The 17,094-nt window shown below is 59.1% G+C and carries 22 protein-coding genes and 1 pseudogene; 2 read left to right on the top strand and 21 right to left on the bottom strand.

Annotation, left to right across the window (positions count from 1 at the left end; all coding sequences use genetic code 11):
* Positions 1-542 precede the first annotated feature (542 nt).
* The 16 genes from RAC65_RS20545 to RAC65_RS20470 form a co-directional block, all read right to left on the bottom strand.
* Positions 543-791, bottom strand: a complete 249-nt coding sequence (locus tag RAC65_RS20545; protein ID WP_375097161.1) for a hypothetical protein — start codon at positions 789-791, stop codon at positions 543-545.
* 56 nt (positions 792-847) lie between these two features.
* On the bottom strand, positions 848-1,414 hold the full coding sequence (locus tag RAC65_RS20540) for a hypothetical protein (RefSeq protein WP_272843531.1): 567 nt from the start codon (positions 1,412-1,414) through the stop codon (positions 848-850).
* Positions 1,411-1,560, bottom strand: a complete 150-nt coding sequence (locus tag RAC65_RS20535; RefSeq protein ID WP_272843530.1) for a succinate dehydrogenase flavoprotein subunit — start codon at positions 1,558-1,560, stop codon at positions 1,411-1,413. Before RAC65_RS20535 ends, RAC65_RS20540 begins: the two co-directional genes overlap by 4 nt.
* An 89-nt stretch (positions 1,561-1,649) precedes the next feature.
* On the bottom strand, positions 1,650-2,600 hold the full coding sequence (locus RAC65_RS20530; protein ID WP_272843529.1) for a hypothetical protein: 951 nt from the start codon (positions 2,598-2,600) through the stop codon (positions 1,650-1,652).
* A gap of 714 nt (positions 2,601-3,314) precedes the next feature.
* Positions 3,315-4,145: an N-6 DNA methylase gene (locus tag RAC65_RS20525; RefSeq protein WP_375097160.1), complete on the bottom strand. Its 831-nt coding sequence runs from the start codon at positions 4,143-4,145 to the stop codon at positions 3,315-3,317.
* Between the two features lie 47 nt (positions 4,146-4,192).
* Entirely contained in the window at positions 4,193-4,339 is a 147-nt protein-coding gene (locus tag RAC65_RS20520) for a hypothetical protein (protein WP_033766153.1), read from the bottom strand.
* A 93-nt stretch (positions 4,340-4,432) separates the two neighbouring features.
* Positions 4,433-4,762, bottom strand: a complete 330-nt coding sequence (locus tag RAC65_RS20515) for a hypothetical protein (RefSeq protein WP_272843580.1) — start codon at positions 4,760-4,762, stop codon at positions 4,433-4,435.
* A 135-nt stretch (positions 4,763-4,897) separates the two neighbouring features.
* The gene (locus tag RAC65_RS20510) at positions 4,898-5,293 is read right to left on the bottom strand and encodes a hypothetical protein (protein ID WP_272843527.1); all 396 of its coding nucleotides are present in this window, start codon (positions 5,291-5,293) and stop codon (positions 4,898-4,900) included.
* Between the two features lie 834 nt (positions 5,294-6,127).
* On the bottom strand, positions 6,128-6,328 hold the full coding sequence (locus RAC65_RS20505) for a hypothetical protein (RefSeq protein ID WP_272843526.1): 201 nt from the start codon (positions 6,326-6,328) through the stop codon (positions 6,128-6,130).
* 98 nt (positions 6,329-6,426) lie between these two features.
* The gene (locus RAC65_RS20500) at positions 6,427-6,654 is read right to left on the bottom strand and encodes a hypothetical protein (protein WP_039343807.1); all 228 of its coding nucleotides are present in this window, start codon (positions 6,652-6,654) and stop codon (positions 6,427-6,429) included.
* Positions 6,651-7,379 (bottom strand): plasmid SOS inhibition protein A, encoded by a 729-nt coding sequence (locus RAC65_RS20495; RefSeq protein ID WP_272843525.1) that lies wholly within the window; start codon positions 7,377-7,379, stop codon positions 6,651-6,653. The genes RAC65_RS20500 and RAC65_RS20495 overlap by 4 nt, the downstream gene beginning before the upstream one ends.
* Positions 7,376-7,813, bottom strand: a complete 438-nt coding sequence (gene psiB, locus RAC65_RS20490) for a conjugation system SOS inhibitor PsiB (protein WP_272843524.1) — start codon at positions 7,811-7,813, stop codon at positions 7,376-7,378. The genes RAC65_RS20495 and psiB overlap by 4 nt, the downstream gene beginning before the upstream one ends.
* A gap of 38 nt (positions 7,814-7,851) precedes the next feature.
* Complete coding sequence (locus tag RAC65_RS20485; RefSeq protein ID WP_375097159.1) at positions 7,852-9,903, bottom strand: ParB/RepB/Spo0J family partition protein; 2,052 nt, start codon at positions 9,901-9,903, stop codon at positions 7,852-7,854.
* 72 nt (positions 9,904-9,975) lie between these two features.
* Complete coding sequence (locus RAC65_RS20480; protein WP_375097158.1) at positions 9,976-10,209, bottom strand: DUF905 domain-containing protein; 234 nt, start codon at positions 10,207-10,209, stop codon at positions 9,976-9,978.
* A 736-nt stretch (positions 10,210-10,945) separates the two neighbouring features.
* Positions 10,946-11,815, bottom strand: coding sequence for a DUF4942 domain-containing protein (locus RAC65_RS20475; RefSeq protein ID WP_375097157.1), 870 nt, complete (start codon positions 11,813-11,815; stop codon positions 10,946-10,948).
* Between the two features lie 63 nt (positions 11,816-11,878).
* Positions 11,879-12,100: a hypothetical protein gene (locus RAC65_RS20470; RefSeq protein ID WP_375097156.1), complete on the bottom strand. Its 222-nt coding sequence runs from the start codon at positions 12,098-12,100 to the stop codon at positions 11,879-11,881.
* Positions 12,101-12,384: 284 nt separating this feature from the next.
* Between RAC65_RS20470 and RAC65_RS20465 the strand changes: the two are divergent.
* Positions 12,385-12,564, top strand: a pseudogene (locus RAC65_RS20465) (hypothetical protein); the annotation flags it as partial.
* A gap of 199 nt (positions 12,565-12,763) precedes the next feature.
* Positions 12,764-13,561 (top strand): DUF2971 domain-containing protein, encoded by a 798-nt coding sequence (locus tag RAC65_RS20460; RefSeq protein ID WP_375097155.1) that lies wholly within the window; start codon positions 12,764-12,766, stop codon positions 13,559-13,561.
* Positions 13,562-13,727: 166 nt separating this feature from the next.
* On the opposite strand, the gene RAC65_RS20455 is transcribed toward RAC65_RS20460, so the two are convergent.
* From RAC65_RS20455 to RAC65_RS20435, 5 genes are all read right to left on the bottom strand, one after another.
* Positions 13,728-14,114, bottom strand: coding sequence for a DUF1380 family protein (locus RAC65_RS20455; RefSeq protein WP_375097154.1), 387 nt, complete (start codon positions 14,112-14,114; stop codon positions 13,728-13,730).
* Positions 14,115-14,155: 41 nt separating this feature from the next.
* Complete coding sequence (locus tag RAC65_RS20450) at positions 14,156-14,578, bottom strand: antirestriction protein (protein WP_375097153.1); 423 nt, start codon at positions 14,576-14,578, stop codon at positions 14,156-14,158.
* 496 nt (positions 14,579-15,074) lie between these two features.
* A complete protein-coding gene (locus RAC65_RS20445; RefSeq protein ID WP_375097152.1) occupies positions 15,075-15,413 on the bottom strand; it encodes a hypothetical protein in 339 nt (112 codons plus the stop codon).
* Entirely contained in the window at positions 15,410-15,655 is a 246-nt protein-coding gene (locus RAC65_RS20440) for a hypothetical protein (RefSeq protein ID WP_226375915.1), read from the bottom strand. The genes RAC65_RS20445 and RAC65_RS20440 overlap by 4 nt, the downstream gene beginning before the upstream one ends.
* A 33-nt stretch (positions 15,656-15,688) precedes the next feature.
* Positions 15,689-16,609: a DUF1281 domain-containing protein gene (locus tag RAC65_RS20435; protein WP_375097164.1), complete on the bottom strand. Its 921-nt coding sequence runs from the start codon at positions 16,607-16,609 to the stop codon at positions 15,689-15,691.
* Positions 16,610-17,094 lie beyond the last annotated feature (485 nt).

The raw sequence follows: 17,094 nt of genomic DNA, 5'->3' as shown, positions 1-17,094 counted from the left end.
ATGAGCATGAACACCTCCGGCACGACGGAACGGCGTGACGGCCTTACAGGGCGCGACCGCGCCCGGTGAACGCACCGGCGACAGCCGGTTGCAGCCCTTGACCTCAGCCATCAGACCTTAGCCGGGAGGCCCGAAACGCGGCCCTTTGCGGTTCGGCGGAGACGGGCGGCAGCTTTTCCGCCGCCTGTCGGAGTAGGGCTGACGACTGCCCGCCAGGGCAGGAGCCGAAGGGGGCCATGTTCAGGTTGTGGCTTCTGAAAAGGCGAAAAGGGTTCATCAGACAGAGGAAACTGGCCATAAACTCACCCGGCCATACCCGTTCTGGCATGAATACTGGCCAGAATGGTCACATTACGTATCAGAGTGGTCACGCTGCCCCGCAAAGTCACAGCACGCGGAGGGAGGGAGCCGGTGCGTCAGCACCGGGTTTTGCCCGGCCCGGAGGGCCTGCAGGGTCTGCGCCCTGCACGGCACGGGATCAGCCTGCGGCTTCATCCCTGAAATGCTCACCGGCGCGGATAAGCAGCTCGCAGAACGGCAGATCACAGGTGCATAAGATTTGCCAGCAGATCGGTAATGGCCGTTTCTGCCAGGTCATTTTTACTTTCCAGCCCCGTGCAGCGGGCGAAGGTGACGACTGCCGCCGCAGCGCTACAGGACACGTCGGTTGTCTCCCACGGAACCGGATGCAGCGCGTAATCCGCCAGGTCATCGAGGTCGGCTATTTTCAGCGATCCCGGATTCGCAACCTGTGTGGGCGTTGTCGCACCGGATGGAGTGTTATTCAGCATGGGGCACTTCTCCTTAGTTTGAGAGAGGGGGGCCGGAAAACACCGGCCCCGCCCCGTCAGATACGCACTTTACGGTTATAGATGGCACGCCAGTCGTTGTAATCGCTGCCTTTTCGCAGCGGCTCCAGACGGCACAGGTTCTCGGCCAGCCCGTTCATGACCAGAATGCGCTCAACCGCTTCAAACCACGACTCCGCCTCTGCCACCGGAAACCACATATTCGCATTGTGGCCACTCAGCAGCGGATGACCGCAGAAATGCACACCCCTGCCCCGCTTCGTTTCGCAACCCGTTACAGTCACCGTGGCCCTCACTTCCTCAGATGGCGTGCGGCGGGCGAGCTGCTCGACGATGTCATTCCAGCACCATTCTTCGTCTTCCGGCACGGCCAGATCGATGCAGTTCAGCGACTGGCATTCCGCGCGGGCCGACAGCCTGGCGATTTCCTTCAGGGTAGGATCATCATTCGCCCCTTCCGTGCTGTGAATAAACTGACCGTGGATGTAAAACGCTTCATCCCCGTTATCCAGGGTGATGACACAGTACTGGCCCAGCGCGCGGGCAATGTCGTCCTCGGTGACGATTGTCAGGTCGGCATTTTCTGTCTGATTCTGCTGGCTCATGCTCTGGCTCCCGTCATTGTGTTAACGGTCGTCATGAACTGCTGCCAGAGATAAAACGGCATCGCAGGCACATGAGCTTGCTGGCCGCTGAGCAGTGCGTTTACAAACAGCGCCGCCTGTGCGACGATTTGCGGGTCAAAATTCATATTCGTAGCTCCGAGTTTGATTTTGATGTGGCGGGTAGCTCCAACTACCCGCCGTGAAGAAAGCAGGGGCAACCCTGCTTTTTTTGCGCCTAAAACTCCATGCCCTCCATGATTTCGGTTTCATCCAGGCGCGTGGACGGATGCTGATATTCCCGCAGCGCTTCAGTCACATGCGGATCGTTCAGCCACACAGCGTGAACGCTGGTCAGGTTGAGCAGGTCGGCCTCCTGGCGTAGCTGGCGGGCCGTCTCATAGTTATCCCAGCCGGACTCGTAAGCGGCCTGCTTACGCAGCGCCTGTTTCTGTGCCGCAATACGTTCTAACGCAGCCGGATCGGTTTCCGGCACGGCCCACTCCAGCGTGCGGGCATTGCCGCGCAGCACGACGCGGCGTGCAATGTCGGTAATGGTGGCGATGTGCGGTTCAAAACCGAGCGCGCAGTACTGGCCCTCAAGCCAGTCACCGCTCAGGCTTGTCTTTACCAGCAGCTCCATTGCCTCCGGGAGAGTGTCCGCACGGCCCAGGGAGATTTCCATGTCACACCAGTACGTGCCCGAATTCCCGTCCTCTTCGGGAAACTCCATGCGACCGCTGACGGTAAGGCCAAACGGGCGCGACGCCTCGATATAAAACTGACGCACCAGTTCACGCTGACGTGGCGCATGTTCCTGAAGGTGTTCCAGGGCTGGCAGATCAGGCCCGTGTGCCCAGCGCCACCCTGCAGAGAATGTTTCAATGGCCAGTGACCGGACGGATGTCGCCAGTTCGTGCGCAAACGGGGTAGCGATATCACCTTGATCAATCATCGTCGTGATGAGTTCTGACGCGCACCGGATATCAGATAACATGTCCTCCCCGTCATCCGGACCAGTCGCCTCCAGCGCATCCAGCGCGCGGTACGTCATCAGATTACCTTCCAGTTGAGTGAGGGCGACCAGGCGGTTTGTACGCACGGCCAGTTGCACGTCGAAGTTTTTTAAAACCCGTGTTTCGGTAGATTCAGAAGCGGCGGTTTTGACGTTGACGTTGTGGGTGTTCATGCTGGTTCTCCTCTCTCGGTTGCTGTTATCCATGTTTCGGTGAGTTCATCGCGGCGAAGGGCAAAGTGGCACCGGCCGCCGACCGGAACACAGGCGTCCCGGAAGCCGCAGCGCAAGCGAGCCGGGTTTACGGCGAGTGCGAACGGGTGAGGAACGGCGTCAGCGAACCTGTGTGGGAGGGAGAAGGACTGTGCGACTGTCAGCCCTCCGCGGTGGACCACCGGAACAGAACAGCCGCACGGGATAACATGAGCATGAACACCTCCGGCACGACGGAACGGCGTGACGGCCTTACAGGGCGCGACCGCGCCCGGTGAACGCACCGGCGACAGCCGGTTGCAGCCCTTGACCTCAGCCATCAGACCTTAGCCGGGAGGCCCGAAACGCGGCCCTTTGCGGTTCGGCGGAGACGGGCGGCAGCTTTTTCGCCGCCTGTCGGAGTAGGGCTGACGACTGCCCGCCAGGGCAGGAGCCGAAGGGGGCCATGTCCCGGCTGTTGGTGTTAAGTCAGTAAAGGCAGCAACCGCATACTGGCCAGCAGAACCGGCACCGGCATAAAGACAGCAGGGGAATAAAACATACCGGCAGGAAGCTGAACAGAACGCGGCGGGGGATGTGCGGTGCGTCAGCACCGCCTCTCCCCTGCCCCGCAGGGGCGCGGGGTTTATGCGGCGGTGCAGGCAGGGATGAACCCCGCCCGCGTTTACCGGCCTGTCAGGCGGCATCTGACAGGGAGCGCATGAAATCCATCATCGCGTTAATTCTGCGCTGCGCTTTCAGCCTCTCCTCAAACCCGTTGATGTAATACACCGGCGTGTAACGCACGCGGCTGAACTTCATTGTCAGCGTGTTGCCGGTGATGACTTCCGCAGGAATGCCCAGCAACGAAAGCTGGATAAACGCCATGTCCGCCGCCACCGGATCGATGTCGATGCAGTTTACAAACATCTGCTCTGAGGGATTCAGCCCCACCTCAAGCATACATTCGGCCACCGCAACCACCATGCCGCCCGCGCCACAGGTCGGCTCTGACAGCGTAAACAGCCCTTCACGCTTCACGGCTTCCTCCACGCCTGGCATGAGCATGCGCGCCATCAGCGACTGTACGGAGTACGGCGTAAAATACTGCCCCTGCCTGCCGTCGCCCAGCTCCAGCTCCATGAAAATGGCCCCCAGGAAATCATGAAACTTCGCCTCCAGCGCGCTCACCATCAGGCTGAAAAGGCGGTGAAGGTCGCTGATGTCCTCCGGCCTGTAGCGCCCGCAGATTTTGCGGCAGCGCTCCATGCTTTCCGGTGCGCGGATCGTGGCAAGGTCGAGTTCACTGGCCGCCAGCGTGATAAAGTCGCTGAACACATCCCAGCGGCGCAGGTGCCGGGCCGTGTGCCTGAACACGCTGACGAACTGTTTACGCGCCGTCTCGATACTCATCATGCGATGCTCAGGGGACGGATCGCAGGCGGGCGCTGACGGGTTGAGGACAACCGGCGCGGGGGCGGGATCTTCAGCCTGGTTAAAAAAATCGGCAAAATCTAACTGTGACATAAACCACTCCTTTAACAGCCGCCCCGCAGGGGGCGGCCGGATTTACATCACGCGAGGCCGAGGCCTGCGTAAACCAGTGTCATGAACTGCTGCCAGTGCTCCAGACGAATAGCCGGAACGCGGGCGCGCTTCCCTTTGCGCAGGGCATTTACAAATGCCTGCGCGTGTGACACGATTTGCGGGTCAAATTGCATGGGTTTATCTCCATGTTGGTTTTACGATGCCGGATGCAAACTTTTGCGGGTGAGTCATCCGGCGTGGACAGAGCAGGCTCAGGCCTGCTTTTTTCATTTCTGACTCAGGTCAAAAGCCTCCTTAACGCGCGTCATGATCTGCGCGTGGCTAAGGTGGGAATAATCCCGCAGCCGGAAGTAACGCGCTCCGGCCCGGGCGTAAATGTCGGTCACCTGCCCGCAGTAAAACTCGGCCAGCATGAACGTTTCACACTCCCCGTCTTCACTGCATGACCAGTTCAGCGGATACGCCACGCCCAGCGCGTCGTGAAAGCGGTGAACGTCGGTTTCTGCTGGCGCTCTCAGCGCCGCTTTTTCACGGCCCTGCCAGTAAAGGCGCTCCTCTTCGGCGGTTTCACGCCCGCCGTCGTACACTGAAACAATAAAAGCCGCCTGTTCAGGCGAGAGACGTTTCAGGATGTCGGACTCGTTGCCCGTCAGGGCGTCACGGATAATCAGGTTCATAAAGTTCTCCCTGTCAGTGGTTGAGGGTTACGCCGCCTGCGCGGCGCATAAAAATCACCAGATGTTTTCGCGCCAGAAGTAAAAGCCCGCGTCCAGTTCCGTGCGCAGGTAGTTCAGTGCGTATTCCCATGCGCCCTGACCTATTTCACCGAACTGCGCCAGGGCAACGTCACGCGTTGCCAGCCACGCCCGCACCAGCGGAAACGGCAGACGTGGGCGACTGGCTGACCAGTCCGGCACGGCATCGCGCAGGGCTTCCGCGAGGCTCAGCAGCGAACCGAGCAGCAGTTCCGCACGTTCGCTCTCTTCCATGCCGTCCTCTGCCAGATGGCCCAGAAATGCCAGCGTCTGCGCGACACCGGACGGAAGGCCGTTGACGTTTGTCCGTAAAACCCGTGTTTCGGTAGATTCAGAAGCGGCGGTTTTGACGTTGACGTTGTGGGTGTTCATGCTGGTTCTCCTCTCTCGGTTGCTGTTATCCATGTTTCGGTGAGTTCATCGCGGCGAAGGGCAAAGTGGCACCGGCCGCCGACCGGAACACAGGCGTCCCGGAAGCCGCAGCGCAAGCGAGCCGTTTTTTCGGCGAGTGCGAACGGGTGAGGAACGGCGTCAGCGAACCTGTGTGGGAGGGAGAAGGACTGTGCGACTGTCAGCCCTCCGCGGTGGACCACCGGAACAGAACAGCCGCACGGGATGACATGAGCATGAACACCTCCGGCACGGCGGAACGGCGTGACGGCCTTACAGGGCGCGACCGCGCCCGGTGAACGCACCGGCGAAGCCGGTTGCAGCCCTTGACCTCAGCCATCAGACCTTAGCCGGGAGGCCCGAAACGCGGCCCTTTGCGGTTCGGCGGAGACGGGCGGCAGCTTTATCGCCGCCGGTCGGAGTAGGGCTGACGACTGCCCGCCAGGGCAGGAGCCGAAGGGGGCCATGTTTCACAGGGGTTTGCTTTAAGAGAAGCCTGAGAGAAAAACGGAGGCGAACACGGAGAAGATGAACACTGAGAAGATGAACACAGACAGGAAAATGCCGGAAAAATCCGCCTTAACACAATCACTTAAACCCCGCCCGGCTGAGCGGGGTCAGCAGTCAGCTTCAGCGCATCATACTGAGCAGCCTGATAAAACGTACAACCCTCATTCCAGCCTTCCAAATGACATACAGACTGCACACGATCATGACGGCCATCATTGACAGCACCAGCGGATTATTCACCCCCGTCATCACCTCATGCATGTTTACTGCCTGGACTAAATCCATCACAACCCTCTCTGTTTCATTTTACGGGTTAACAGGTTTATCGGTCTTCGCTTCAACACAGCGCACCATGTCGGGCTGGCGGACACTGTAAAAACCCCGTGGTTTAGAAATACTTTCCCTGAACTGCTCGCAGACATCCATATTGGGCATCGGGGTGACGTTCCAGCTACTGCCATACGCTACGTTTGATGAGATAACGAGGTAAACAAATATGTGAGTCACAGTTTTTCCCTTATCAGAAGCACCTCATCAGGCGCTATATTACCGAAAATTAATCTGTTTATGACTCTGCGATTAACACCCGTTTCTGACCGTCCCAGTTATTCATCGCCCGAATCACCGCCGCTGCGCCAGTATTCAATGTCTTCATCAAGCGCTTTGATGTGTTCATCCAGCGCATTAAGAAGCTGCTCCGTACCCGTCTCCAGCGGCCCGGAAAGGCCGTCCCATTCTGACACCATTTCGGTTATTTTTGCGCGTATGGTGGCCAGCTTCCGGCGCTGACTGCGGGCCGTTTTCAGTTCGGTAACGTAATCGCCTCTGCTCATGCTACCTCCCTGCCCTGCGTGAGCTTGTTCGGCACCATCCAGCGCTCCAGCACACGCACCGCTTCGCCCGCCTCCCCTGACCGGAAACCGGCCTCGGCGGTGAGCCGCCACAACGGCTCACCGTAAAAGTACAGCCGGACAAAACCGGCCATCGAGGGAAAGCGATCAGCCCAGCGGTAAAACTGGCTGATCAGCTCGCTCTCGCTGACCGCTGTGTCTGACCACTTCGAGGCCCAGCTGGCGACCGTGGCCGGCGTCTGGAAGGCGAGTTCGATTTCAGCCTGCGCCGTCAGCGCCTGAACTGCCAGCGCCTTCAGTGCCTCCCTGCGGCGAAACTGGCGGCTGTATTTTTCGGCGCACATCTCTGCCTTTCTGTGTCGCCGCTCGCCGCGCTGAAAGATGACTTCCGGAAAGAGCAGGCGGGCCGCATCCGACGGCAGCGGGTGGGTGGCGCAGCCCCCGCTTTCGATGAGCCAGTCAACGGCCCGCAGCCACTCGCGCTTGCGGCCGCGTAATTCTTCCCCGCGCAGAACGGGATCGAAGAAGCGCAGTTCACGCAGGGTAATGCGCTTGCTGCCCTTCAGGAAGCGGAAGAACGCCTGCGCATAAGGGAAGTCAGCGCGAAGCGTCTGACGTTCGCGCCTGCGCTCCACGTAATCAACAGCCTGAAGCATCGCGCGCCGCGCCTCGCACAGCGGCACCAGGGAACGGTTATTGGGGATCATGCGTCGCCCTCCTGTACCAGATAATCTGCCAGGCCGCTGACGCTGTACTCCATCAGGCAGGCCTGCGCGGCAGCGGCGATCAGGGCGCTGATGCGCGCAGGATCGAACGGCGTCAGCCGGAGGACGTCGCGCACGCAGCCGCCATCCGCCGACGCGATCAGGACAAGCCACTCCCCGGCCACTTCGCCGGGACTGCACACGCAGAGGCAGAATGCCTCACAGGGCGGCGCGAAGCGCAACTGCACCGGGAACAGGCCGCCGAATTCGGCCCGGTACTCACCGTTGACCGTCCAGCCCTCCGGGACGGTCAGCAGGGAAAGCACTGCGCTGGTCAGCACATGCCTTTCGCCCTCGCCCCGTTCACGCCACTCTTCAAACTCACAGGGATGCATCGACGCCAGCACGCTGAGATTGTTCATTACGGTATTTTCCATGATGGTCTCCATGCGGCCCCGAAGGGCCGCGCTCCCTGTCAGGCCGCGTGAGCGGGATCGTTGTTGTCACTGTCGCTGTCAGCCTCGCTGACAGCGGCGTCGTCAGTGGCCTTTTCCGGCTCCGGCCCCTTCATCCAGGCAGGCACCCAGCGCGTGTCGCGCATTCTGTTTTCAGCCAGTTCTGCGGCGTCGCCCTTCTTCATTTTCTGTGCATCCCGCGCCGCGCCCGTGAGTCCGGCCTCGTTCAGGGCATCGATAATCTGGGCGTGTTTCAGGTCAGCGAACAATCCGGCTTTTGTCGGGTTCCACCAGTCGCGCAGGTGGAAGCCCAGCGCGGCCTCCAGTTCAATCAGGTTACTGCGCGAGGTGTGGCCACATTCGCGGGTCTGGACGCCGTCCACCGAGCAGGCGACACAGAAGGTCAACAGGGCCATGAGCGTTTCGCCGTTCAGGGTAAAAAATGTGGTGAAATCCTTAGCCCATTCCTGCGGCAGAAGGGCTTTCAGCCGCTGACGCTCCTCAGTAAGTGCCAGAAAGGCGGCCCCGTTTTCGCCGGAAGGCGCATTGCCCGTCAGGGTGGAATGTGACTCGGTCAGGCTGATCCGGAACGGTCTGCTGGGGGTATAACCGCCAGAGAACACGTTCCGGCAGAGTTGCCATGTCAGCAGGGCAATGGCTTTTTTCTGCTGCTGCATCAGCGCGGCCTGCACGGCAAGGGTGCGCTCAGAGGACATTTTCGTGAGCAGCGGCAGGCTGATCCCCTCGGCCTCATCGGGCGGTGACTGATATTCAAAGCGGCTGGCACCGGATGTCTGCGCGTCGTTTTCCTGCGGCTCCGTTTCACTGCTTTCTTCCGTTTCCTCCGTATTCACATCAGCAAGACGGATCACGCCGCGCTGGATAAGGAGATCGCCGTAACCGTTAAAGCCCACCACCACGCCTGACGTCGCGCGAAACTCCGGCGTCCACGCACGGATTTGCGCAGCTTTTTCAATGGCTTCCCACTCCCTCTCGGCATCGCTGTAGCCGTCATCGTCGCCGCCCTCCGCGCACTCGTCGCCTTTCTCATACAGCGCGGTCAGGCGCTGTTCTTCGTCATTGATGTAAACCGGTTCCGGCGCGTCCGTCAGGCGGTATTCCAGACCATCCCCGTGCGGCCACAGTGATCTCATCCGGCCCATGCTCCACTTCCAGCCCTCCTGTTCCTGGATTTCCTGCGCCATCGCCTCCAGCTTCTGCACGGTCAGTTTTTCCAGCAGCACGATGTCTGCCGTTCCTTCGCCCTCCTGCTGGCTGAACAGGTCTTCACGTACCACGCCGCCTGCGTTCTCGTAGGCCTCACGGCCCACGAACAGGAAACGGCGGTCGGTGACGGAAATTTCTTTGTCGGTGATCTGCTGTTTCAGCATGAAGAGGGGCAGGTCAGGCCTGCCCGATTTCACCGACTCGTAGACGCTCACCTGACGCTCCTGATCGTCTTCCAGGCAGAGCACCTGACACTGCTCAACGGTCAGTTTGTCGTCTGCCAGCAGCTTAAGGAGTGACGGGGCGAGGTTCGCGAGTTTGAGCATGCGCTGGACGTGGCGGGTGCTGTAACCCACCTCTGCACCAATCTGCTCGGCGGTTTTCCCCTGCGCCGCCTGCGTACCGAAGCTGGCTATCTGCTCTGCCGCATGCATGTCGCTGCGCTGGGCGTTTTCGACGTAAGAGACGAGCGCCGCCATGTCTTCGGTCACACGCTTGAACGCCACCGGATGATCGGGCGTCAGAACCTGCTGTGACAGCAGCAGATTCAGGGCGGTGAGGCGTCTGCCGCCTGCGGCCACCGCCAGTTGCCCGTCAGGCAGCGCGTGGGCGACCAGATTCTGCAACAGGCCGACCGACTTAATGGTGGCCGCCAGGCTCTCCACGCTCTCAGCAGAATACGGGATAGTGCGCGCATTGAGCGGCGACACCACGAACGCCGACAGGGGCGCGTACTCCAGTGGCGCGGCTTCAAGCGCCGCGCTGACCGCCGCCTGTTCTGCGTCGGTGACTTTTTTTGCGCTGGTTTTTTTTGCTGCTTTTGCATTAACATTGGCTACTGACATCGTTGATACCTCATAGATTAATGACTGTCACGCCCTGCGGAGTGACCTCTCCGGCAGGGCACCTTTCACTGCTTACTGCGTCTTGCGGATGCCGTACTCACCGATATAACGGTTCAGACCTTCCCCCGCATTTGACTCAAAATCCCATGCGCGCCAGACCAGAGCGCCGTCCTTACGCACGACCAGGCGAAAGTGCGTACCCTGATCGTCCTCGATGGCGACGTTGGTGTACTGCGCAGCGACCGCGTTCGCTTCCTCACGCGTAAAGGTGTCGTCCGGTAAGCGCACCACTGCTGACTTTTCCATGAAATCTCCTTTTTTTGCCCTTAAAAACCGTCACCCGTTGAGTTGCCGGGGCCGCGGTCTTGACGTTTTGCGGGGAACTGCTGCTTTCTCCCCAGGTTGTATCCTTCACCCGTTTGAGAGCCGTTCGCCGCAAAGGGCGTAACGGGCACGGGCCGGTGCAGCTGTCCGGGAGCGAGCGGAAAAATTTTTGGCCCGACAAAAAATTTTCCGGCGAGAGGCTTCAGCCGTCCCTGGACAGCCAGGCGGTTTGTGCTTGTCTCAGCCCCGGCGAAAGGACTCAGACGGGCGAACACAACCCCTGCGGAAAGCGGGAACCCGCCGCAACGGCGTGACGCGCGGGCGCGAAACGGCGTTGCCCCTTACATCCCGCCGTGTGTGCTGGCGGGATGCGCGGAGCGCCGGAGACGGCGCGACTGAGCGGCGCAGCCGGAACGGCTGCTGCAAGCGGAAGGTGTTGCGTCAGGATGGAAACCCGCTGCCCCGGAACGGGGCCGGGCAGAGACGGCGCGCCGGCTCTGTGCGAAGCATGACAGCCGACAGGACGCCCGGAGAGACAGCCCTTAAGGACGTCATAAGCCGTTCCCGGAGTGATAGGGCCGTCAGCTCTGTCATCCGGCCTGCAGCAGCAAAGGAAAAGAGAGTGGCGCGTCAGCGCCGCTCTCCTTTCCTTTGCCGCAGGCCAGAGGGGTTTGCGCGCGGTCAGACGATGGCGGGGGTTGCCTCCCCCGCTCACCTGTCAGACGGCTGGCGGCAGTGCGCCCGGATAGTGACGGGCCACGATGTCATTGACCTTTTCCACCAGGTCAGGGCGGGTAAAGGTGACGTGCGCGGAGCCTTTTTTAAAGGCGCGGACCGTGAAGTAAGCGCATGTCAGCACCTCGCCGAGATTCGACGAGCAGGCATTAATAAAATCGGCCAGCTGCATGCCCTCTGATACGCGCCAGTCCGGCACGGTTTTGCCGTCAAGCAGCCAGAACGGACGGGCAAGGTCGTTTAGCCGCTCCTGCCCGTAAGTGCGCACGGAAAACCAGCGGTTTGCGTGGTTGTCTATCACGCCACTCAGGATCACGCGTTTGCCGAGCATGCAGGGGTTATTGGTTTTGTAGTCCCACGACAGTTTGCGGAACACGTCGATGATCCCCTGCTCAAAGGTCGCAGCTTTATTCGCGTTGAGGTGGCGGAAGGTGCTGATCACGCTGTCAAAGCTGATTTCAGGGCAATCCTCGCCGTACAACTCCGCATCCCATGCTTTTTTCTGCTCTGCGCTCATCAGCGTCAGCATGCCGGTGTCACGCATCAGGCGATCCCATACCTGGCGATCAGCAAGGCGGCCAATCTGTCGGCGGAGGGTTTCACTCGCCTTGTCACCGCGTGCCGAACTTAGGCCGGATTCGATGATGTCCTTCATGCCGTAAAACCATTCTCGCCCGGACGCCTGCGCAAACGCGGCCTGCGCCTGCTGTATCAGGTGCATACCCTGCATGAACCACTCCACGCCGCTGTTGCGCTGCGCGATGATGCACTCAACCGGCACGGACGGGATGAGTTCGCCTGCATCCTCAAAACAGTGCATATCGGCGGTGAGTGCGGTCGTTGTGTCTGTCATGTTTTTTCTCCTTTCTGCTACGCCGCTCAGGTGCGGCGTGTCGCATTGTTTACGTGAGGGTGTCTACGCCTGTTGCTGCCTGGCCACTGCTTCGGCTTCGTGCTGTGCCTGCTCTGTGACGTCCTCGGGGTCGCCCAAAAACCAGCCCTTTACCGGCCTGAACTGCTCTACAAAAATTTTCTGCGCGCGCTTCGCCGTCACAGCCTCGACGCGTGTAAACAACGGTAACGAGCCTTTTTCGTCGCTGCCGAGAAACGCAACTTTGTAGATACGCTTTTCCTGCATCTGCCTGAACCTCTCTCCAGTCTGTTAAAGAACCGTCATCCGCTGAGTTGCCGGGGCCGCGGTTTTGACGTTTTGCGGGGAACTGCTGCTTGCTCACCAGGTTGTAACCTTCACCCGCTTGAGAGCCGTACGCCGCAAAGGGCGAATCAGGCACGGGCCGGTGCAGCTGTCCGGGCGCGAGCGGAAAAATTTTTGGCCAGACAAAAAATTTTCCGGCGAGAGGCTTCAGCCGTCCCTGGACAGCCAGGCGGTTTGTGCTTGTCTCAGCCCCGGCGAAAGGACTCATGCGCGTGAAAACAACCGGCAGCAGGAACCCGCCGCAACGGCGTGAGGCGCGGGCGCGAAACGGCGTTGCCCCTTACATCCCGCCGTGTGTTCTGGCGGGATGCACTGAGCGCCGGAGACGGCGCGACTGAGCGGCGCAGCCGGAACGGCTGCTGCAGGCGGAAGGTGTTGCGTCAGGATGGAAACCCGCTGCCCCGGAACGGGGCCGGGCAGAGACGGCGCGCCGGCTCTGTGCGGAGCATGACAGCCGACAGGACGCCCAGAGGTTGTTTATTTGGTGAGTTTGCAGCTAAATAAATTTTTAGCGAAATGGTTCATTACCTTGTATAAAATCATGTTAAATTCTAAAGATTATTCAGCATATTCAAGGTTACCCAAATGGATCATGAGCAACCAAAATTTCTTTATAAGTATCGAAGCATATCGAATAATCATGACTTGGCAGCAGACTACAGCTTGACCAACCTAATCAATTGCGAATCTATATTTTCCAGCCGACTTAATTTTAACGACCTTTTTGATTCAAAAATCCAGTTAATTAACCCCACCCCAAAAGAAATCAAGGAGTTAAGTTTTTTATGTGAAAAGTCTAAAAGACATATGCTTCAAAGTTATATATATAAAGGCAATTTCACCCTCGAAGGAGAGAAAATCCTCGCCGATATAGATGAACAACTCACTAAATTAATAGACACCTATGCCTTCATTTGCCTGTCTTCAAGAGCTGACAGCAATCTGATGTGGTCACATTACGCTGATTCACACAAAGGTTTTTGTATAGAATTCAAAAGCGAGTACATCAAGGCAGAAAAAGTAACTTACGCCAACAGAATCCCTTCGCTTAAAACCATTGACCTGATGAAAGTTAATCTTTTTGATGGTCCCCATGAAAAATTGGGTAACGATATTCTTGCTGCGCTTTGCACAAAGCTGGAAGAATGGAAATATGAATCGGAATACAGAGTAATTCTTTCCAGAAAGCAAGCTGAAATTCTTCGACCACCCTATTTTATAAAGGTAGCTTACGACCACCAATGGGTAGAGTCTGTAATTTTTGGATGCCGCATGGATAAAGACATAAAAAATTACATCATCCAGAATTTACCTGAAGGCACGAAATTTAAACAGGCTGTGCCTGGATTAAGCAGAATCGAGATTAAACCCTTTCAGGGTTAATCCCGATTCTGTCTGAACGTTATTACGCAATCTACTCCGGGACTTTTTTGATCTTTACCGCCTACTGGCGGACAAAAGCGGCGCGCAGCAACCTCGTATTGGCCTGTTTCGCCGCGCAGCTGCTTTCGATAGAGAAGCGGGAATATATCCCGCCACTCTGGCCAGATTATTTTACCAGGGCATTCTTAGCCTGTGCGACAGCCTTCCAGATGGGGCTGGGATCTTCATCCCCGCCTGTTTCGGCAAGACGTCCGGCGGCTTCAGCGAGCGTGGCCAGTGTCGCCTCACTTACCGTGACCGTCCTGCGCTGTGCTTTTTCCTGATGCAGATTGCGTAGCAATTCCCGCAGTGTGTCTTCTCCCACGCCGTACTCATGAAGGCCGTCGAGGCCGTCAATCTGACTCACGATGTCGGCGGCATCTTCTTCAGTCAGGCTTTCTTCGCCCAAAAACGAGAGCACATCGTCCTCAGTCCAGATAATTAGCGTCACCCGCTGATCGGGGCTGTACTGCTTAAGCAGGCGCGAGCAAAGGTCTTTAACCGTTCCGTACATGCATTTTCCTTACGGGGGCGGTTATCCGCCCCCGTTCTGTATCAGTCCAGTGCGCGGAACACCGCGCCGCCTTCCGTGTGCGTATCCGCATACGCCATCAGCTGCTCGTAACGCTCACAAAAATGCGCACAGAGTTCTTCCTGATCGTGGTGGCTGTACATCCAGCTGCGGTGATTAAGTACCAGTGCTGTCAGAATGATGCCTGCGGCTTCCGCTGACACGATCATGTCCGTCCAGTTTTCGGGATTCTGAAAGCGGTACTCTTTGCCAGGGGGCTGCATGAACCCGCCGCCGTTGGGTAACTGGACAAACTCCCAGAATCCGCCTTTGTAGCCTTCCAGAAAGCGTTCAGCATAGTGGTAAACATTGACTTCCGAGCGCAGAAAATCGCTGGAAAACAGCATGGGTAAAAAGTTCATACGTGCGTCCCCTTCGGCGAAACGGGCTTGATTCATTTCCTGCATACAGACTCCTTGCTTAAGTGGATGACAGATACGGCCTGTGCCGTGCCTGAATGACAGCCCGACGAAGAGACGCAGTGGTCAAGCGGGACGAGGAGGCCGCAGCGCAAGCGAGCGGAGACGTGATTACGCACGGCGCTGACGCGAAAACTGAGCGGAAGCGCGACGGAAGTAAGCGCGGCGGAGGGAGTGCGAACGGGCGAAGGAGGCGCGCTTGACCACAAGGCGATCGGGCTACAGTGAAGGCACGGCACTGGCCGCAGACCGCACGGAGCGGGTTTTGTGCCCTCCCCCGCCGCCAGGCGGCATAAAGCGGCGCGCAGCAACTTCCGCATTTACCGTTGTCCACAACCGGCGTGTATATCCCGGCCGGAACCCTGTGGATAACATCCTGCCGGCAGGGGAAGTCACCACCCGGCCGGGAGTGGTTAATAAATAACCACATGTATTTTCACTTTTGTAACGATGCCGCCTGTCAGGGCGGCATCCAGAGGCCATGTCAGGGCCGGTAATCTTCCCACCGGCAGTCGCTACGGTCACAAATGACGGGCGCATCCGGCGTGCCGCTCACCACCCACTCATCCAGGAACCGCAGGCCGGTAAGGGTGTCGGCCTCGCGGTCATCAAGCAGAACGATGCTTTTGAACCAGACGCTGCCCCGATCAAACTGCCAGTAGCAGCCCTGCGAACACTCAGGGCGCTCCGGTGGCCACCAGTTTTCGCCCATTCGTTCGCACGCTGCCTCCGCCAGAGGAAAGTCACTCCCCCGGAGCAGCATGTGATACTCGTGTGAGGTGCTGCTCACCTCTTCCTGCCAGCTGACAAGCCAGAGATTCATTCTTCCCCCCTCCGTGCCCGGATTTGTTCTGCACACTCGCGCATAAATGCCCAGCTGAGGCTGAGGTCGGCATCAAAGGTTTCATCCGCCAGTTCAATCGCCGCCGTCACCTCATCCGGCGTGAGTCCGGAATCAATGTCTTCAAAGTCGTCAGCCACCCAGAGGTGGGCGACGCAGGGCGTGTCCGGGGCAAATCGTGCCAGGTCGGCCATCAGTCCGGCAATGGTAAGTTCTCTTTTCATGGTGCTTACGGCGGGTTGCTCCGCCGCCTCCTGTCAGCCGCCGTAGTGCCCGACGTTGTTAATGATCCAGTCCGGCCCGGTCACGCAGGCGTAACCGTCCTCATCCTCTTCACCCCATTCCAGCGAACTGCTCAGGCTGTCTGTCAGTTCGCCGTTGCTGTACGTGTCATACCCGCAGAAATTGCAGCCGCTCTCGGCGTACCAGTGTTTGATGGCCACACCGAACCGCTCACTGAGGACGGCAAATACGTAGCCGTTCATTGGAGACCAGGGCGTGTCAAAGTCCACCTCCAGAGAATCTGGCCCGCCGTCCTTCACCTCCAGGGCGTAACCACGGGGCCACTTCACGCCGTACTGCGCGATGTAGAATCCGTAACCGTCCGGCACGCCCGCCAGCAGACCGCCGTTGAAGCCGTTGATTTCCACATCGAGGCGGGTCGGCAGCAGCAGGCGCACGTCAAACGGGGCCGCCTCTTCAGTACCGGCATTGCTGCACACATGGTTCCAGAACGCGCCCGGACTGCCCCCGTCCATGTGCCCCCAGTCGTAATGCTTTTTCTGCCAGATGGCAGCCATTACCGCCTGCGCGTCGCCGTCCAGCATGTCCCACGTCCGGCTGCTGAGGCCGGTGGCCAGCCACAGGTCGTGCAGCCGTTCGCAGATTTCCTCCGTCAGTTCCACGCCGTCACGCAGCTGCGTGAGCCACTGCGTAAACGCAGCATTCTCCGGGGTGTTCTCCCCCCGCCCCGCCGCCGTCAGCGCCGGAAATGGCGCATACGTGTCGTCCGTTACCGGACGCAGCAGTCCGGCACAGCCTGCCAGAAACAGCTGGATACCCTGCCCTTCCGCCCGCACGTAGAGAGGGCGCACTTCTCCCCGCATCAGCGCCCGCACCTTGCTCACGTTCTCCGCCAGGCCGGTCACACGCAGCCTGTTTGCACACCAGTTCGGCATGATTTGCTCCTCAGTCAGTGGTTGCACGGCCTCACCTGCGCCGTGCCGCCACAGCAGCCGGGCGAAAAGCGGAGCAGTCAGGGGCGGACGCGCAAGCCGCACGCGCCGCCGGAGCGGACTGAATGTCCCGCGCACGGCGGGGAACGGGTGAGCGAACGAGCGCCAGCGGTCCTTGACTGCGCAGCGGCCCGGCTAACGTGAAGGCACGGTGCAGGCCCTGACAGGAGCACGCCTCAGAGACCGTGATGGATTTCACCTGCGGCCAGAAAGCGGAGCATCGCGATATTGCCGCTAAGGCCGGAGGGGAGAAAAGCCGTCACTGCTGCAGAGGGCAATCACATCCGCCGCTTCCGGCCAGAGGACGGGAAGCGGCAAAAAAGCAGAGCGAAGCGAAGTCCTTCATCGCTGAAGCACAGAAGATTTCTGGCTGAGCCCTTCACGGAATGTTAAATTTCCTGAAGCAAACCAGGTTAAGACAGGGAAAT

Source organism: Pantoea sp. BS_8, assembly GCF_041954965.1.
Classification (GTDB): Bacteria; Pseudomonadota; Gammaproteobacteria; order Enterobacterales; family Enterobacteriaceae; genus Pantoea; species Pantoea stewartii.
This window is presented reverse-complemented; position numbering and strand designations above follow the sequence as displayed.

Bases quoted from the DNA above. Each gene is read 5' to 3' on its own strand.
- RAC65_RS20545 (WP_375097161.1), bottom strand. From the start codon at position 791: ATGCTGAATAACACTCCATCCGGTGCGACAACGCCCACACAGGTTGCG.
- RAC65_RS20540 (WP_272843531.1), bottom strand. From the start codon at position 1,414: ATGAGCCAGCAGAATCAGACAGAAAATGCCGACCTGACAATCGTCACC.
- RAC65_RS20535 (WP_272843530.1), bottom strand. From the start codon at position 1,560: ATGAATTTTGACCCGCAAATCGTCGCACAGGCGGCGCTGTTTGTAAAC.
- RAC65_RS20530 (WP_272843529.1), bottom strand. From the start codon at position 2,600: ATGAACACCCACAACGTCAACGTCAAAACCGCCGCTTCTGAATCTACC.
- RAC65_RS20525 (WP_375097160.1), bottom strand. From the start codon at position 4,145: ATGTCACAGTTAGATTTTGCCGATTTTTTTAACCAGGCTGAAGATCCC.
- RAC65_RS20520 (WP_033766153.1), bottom strand. From the start codon at position 4,339: ATGCAATTTGACCCGCAAATCGTGTCACACGCGCAGGCATTTGTAAAT.
- RAC65_RS20510 (WP_272843527.1), bottom strand. From the start codon at position 5,293: ATGAACACCCACAACGTCAACGTCAAAACCGCCGCTTCTGAATCTACC.
- RAC65_RS20500 (WP_039343807.1), bottom strand. From the start codon at position 6,654: ATGAGCAGAGGCGATTACGTTACCGAACTGAAAACGGCCCGCAGTCAG.
- RAC65_RS20495 (WP_272843525.1), bottom strand. From the start codon at position 7,379: ATGATCCCCAATAACCGTTCCCTGGTGCCGCTGTGCGAGGCGCGGCGC.
- psiB (WP_272843524.1), bottom strand. From the start codon at position 7,813: ATGGAAAATACCGTAATGAACAATCTCAGCGTGCTGGCGTCGATGCAT.
- RAC65_RS20485 (WP_375097159.1), bottom strand. From the start codon at position 9,903: ATGTCAGTAGCCAATGTTAATGCAAAAGCAGCAAAAAAAACCAGCGCA.
- RAC65_RS20480 (WP_375097158.1), bottom strand. From the start codon at position 10,209: ATGGAAAAGTCAGCAGTGGTGCGCTTACCGGACGACACCTTTACGCGT.
- RAC65_RS20475 (WP_375097157.1), bottom strand. From the start codon at position 11,815: ATGACAGACACAACGACCGCACTCACCGCCGATATGCACTGTTTTGAG.
- RAC65_RS20470 (WP_375097156.1), bottom strand. From the start codon at position 12,100: ATGCAGGAAAAGCGTATCTACAAAGTTGCGTTTCTCGGCAGCGACGAA.
- RAC65_RS20460 (WP_375097155.1), top strand. From the start codon at position 12,764: ATGGATCATGAGCAACCAAAATTTCTTTATAAGTATCGAAGCATATCG.
- RAC65_RS20455 (WP_375097154.1), bottom strand. From the start codon at position 14,114: ATGTACGGAACGGTTAAAGACCTTTGCTCGCGCCTGCTTAAGCAGTAC.
- RAC65_RS20450 (WP_375097153.1), bottom strand. From the start codon at position 14,578: ATGCAGGAAATGAATCAAGCCCGTTTCGCCGAAGGGGACGCACGTATG.
- RAC65_RS20445 (WP_375097152.1), bottom strand. From the start codon at position 15,413: ATGAATCTCTGGCTTGTCAGCTGGCAGGAAGAGGTGAGCAGCACCTCA.
- RAC65_RS20440 (WP_226375915.1), bottom strand. From the start codon at position 15,655: ATGAAAAGAGAACTTACCATTGCCGGACTGATGGCCGACCTGGCACGA.
- RAC65_RS20435 (WP_375097164.1), bottom strand. From the start codon at position 16,609: ATGCCGAACTGGTGTGCAAACAGGCTGCGTGTGACCGGCCTGGCGGAG.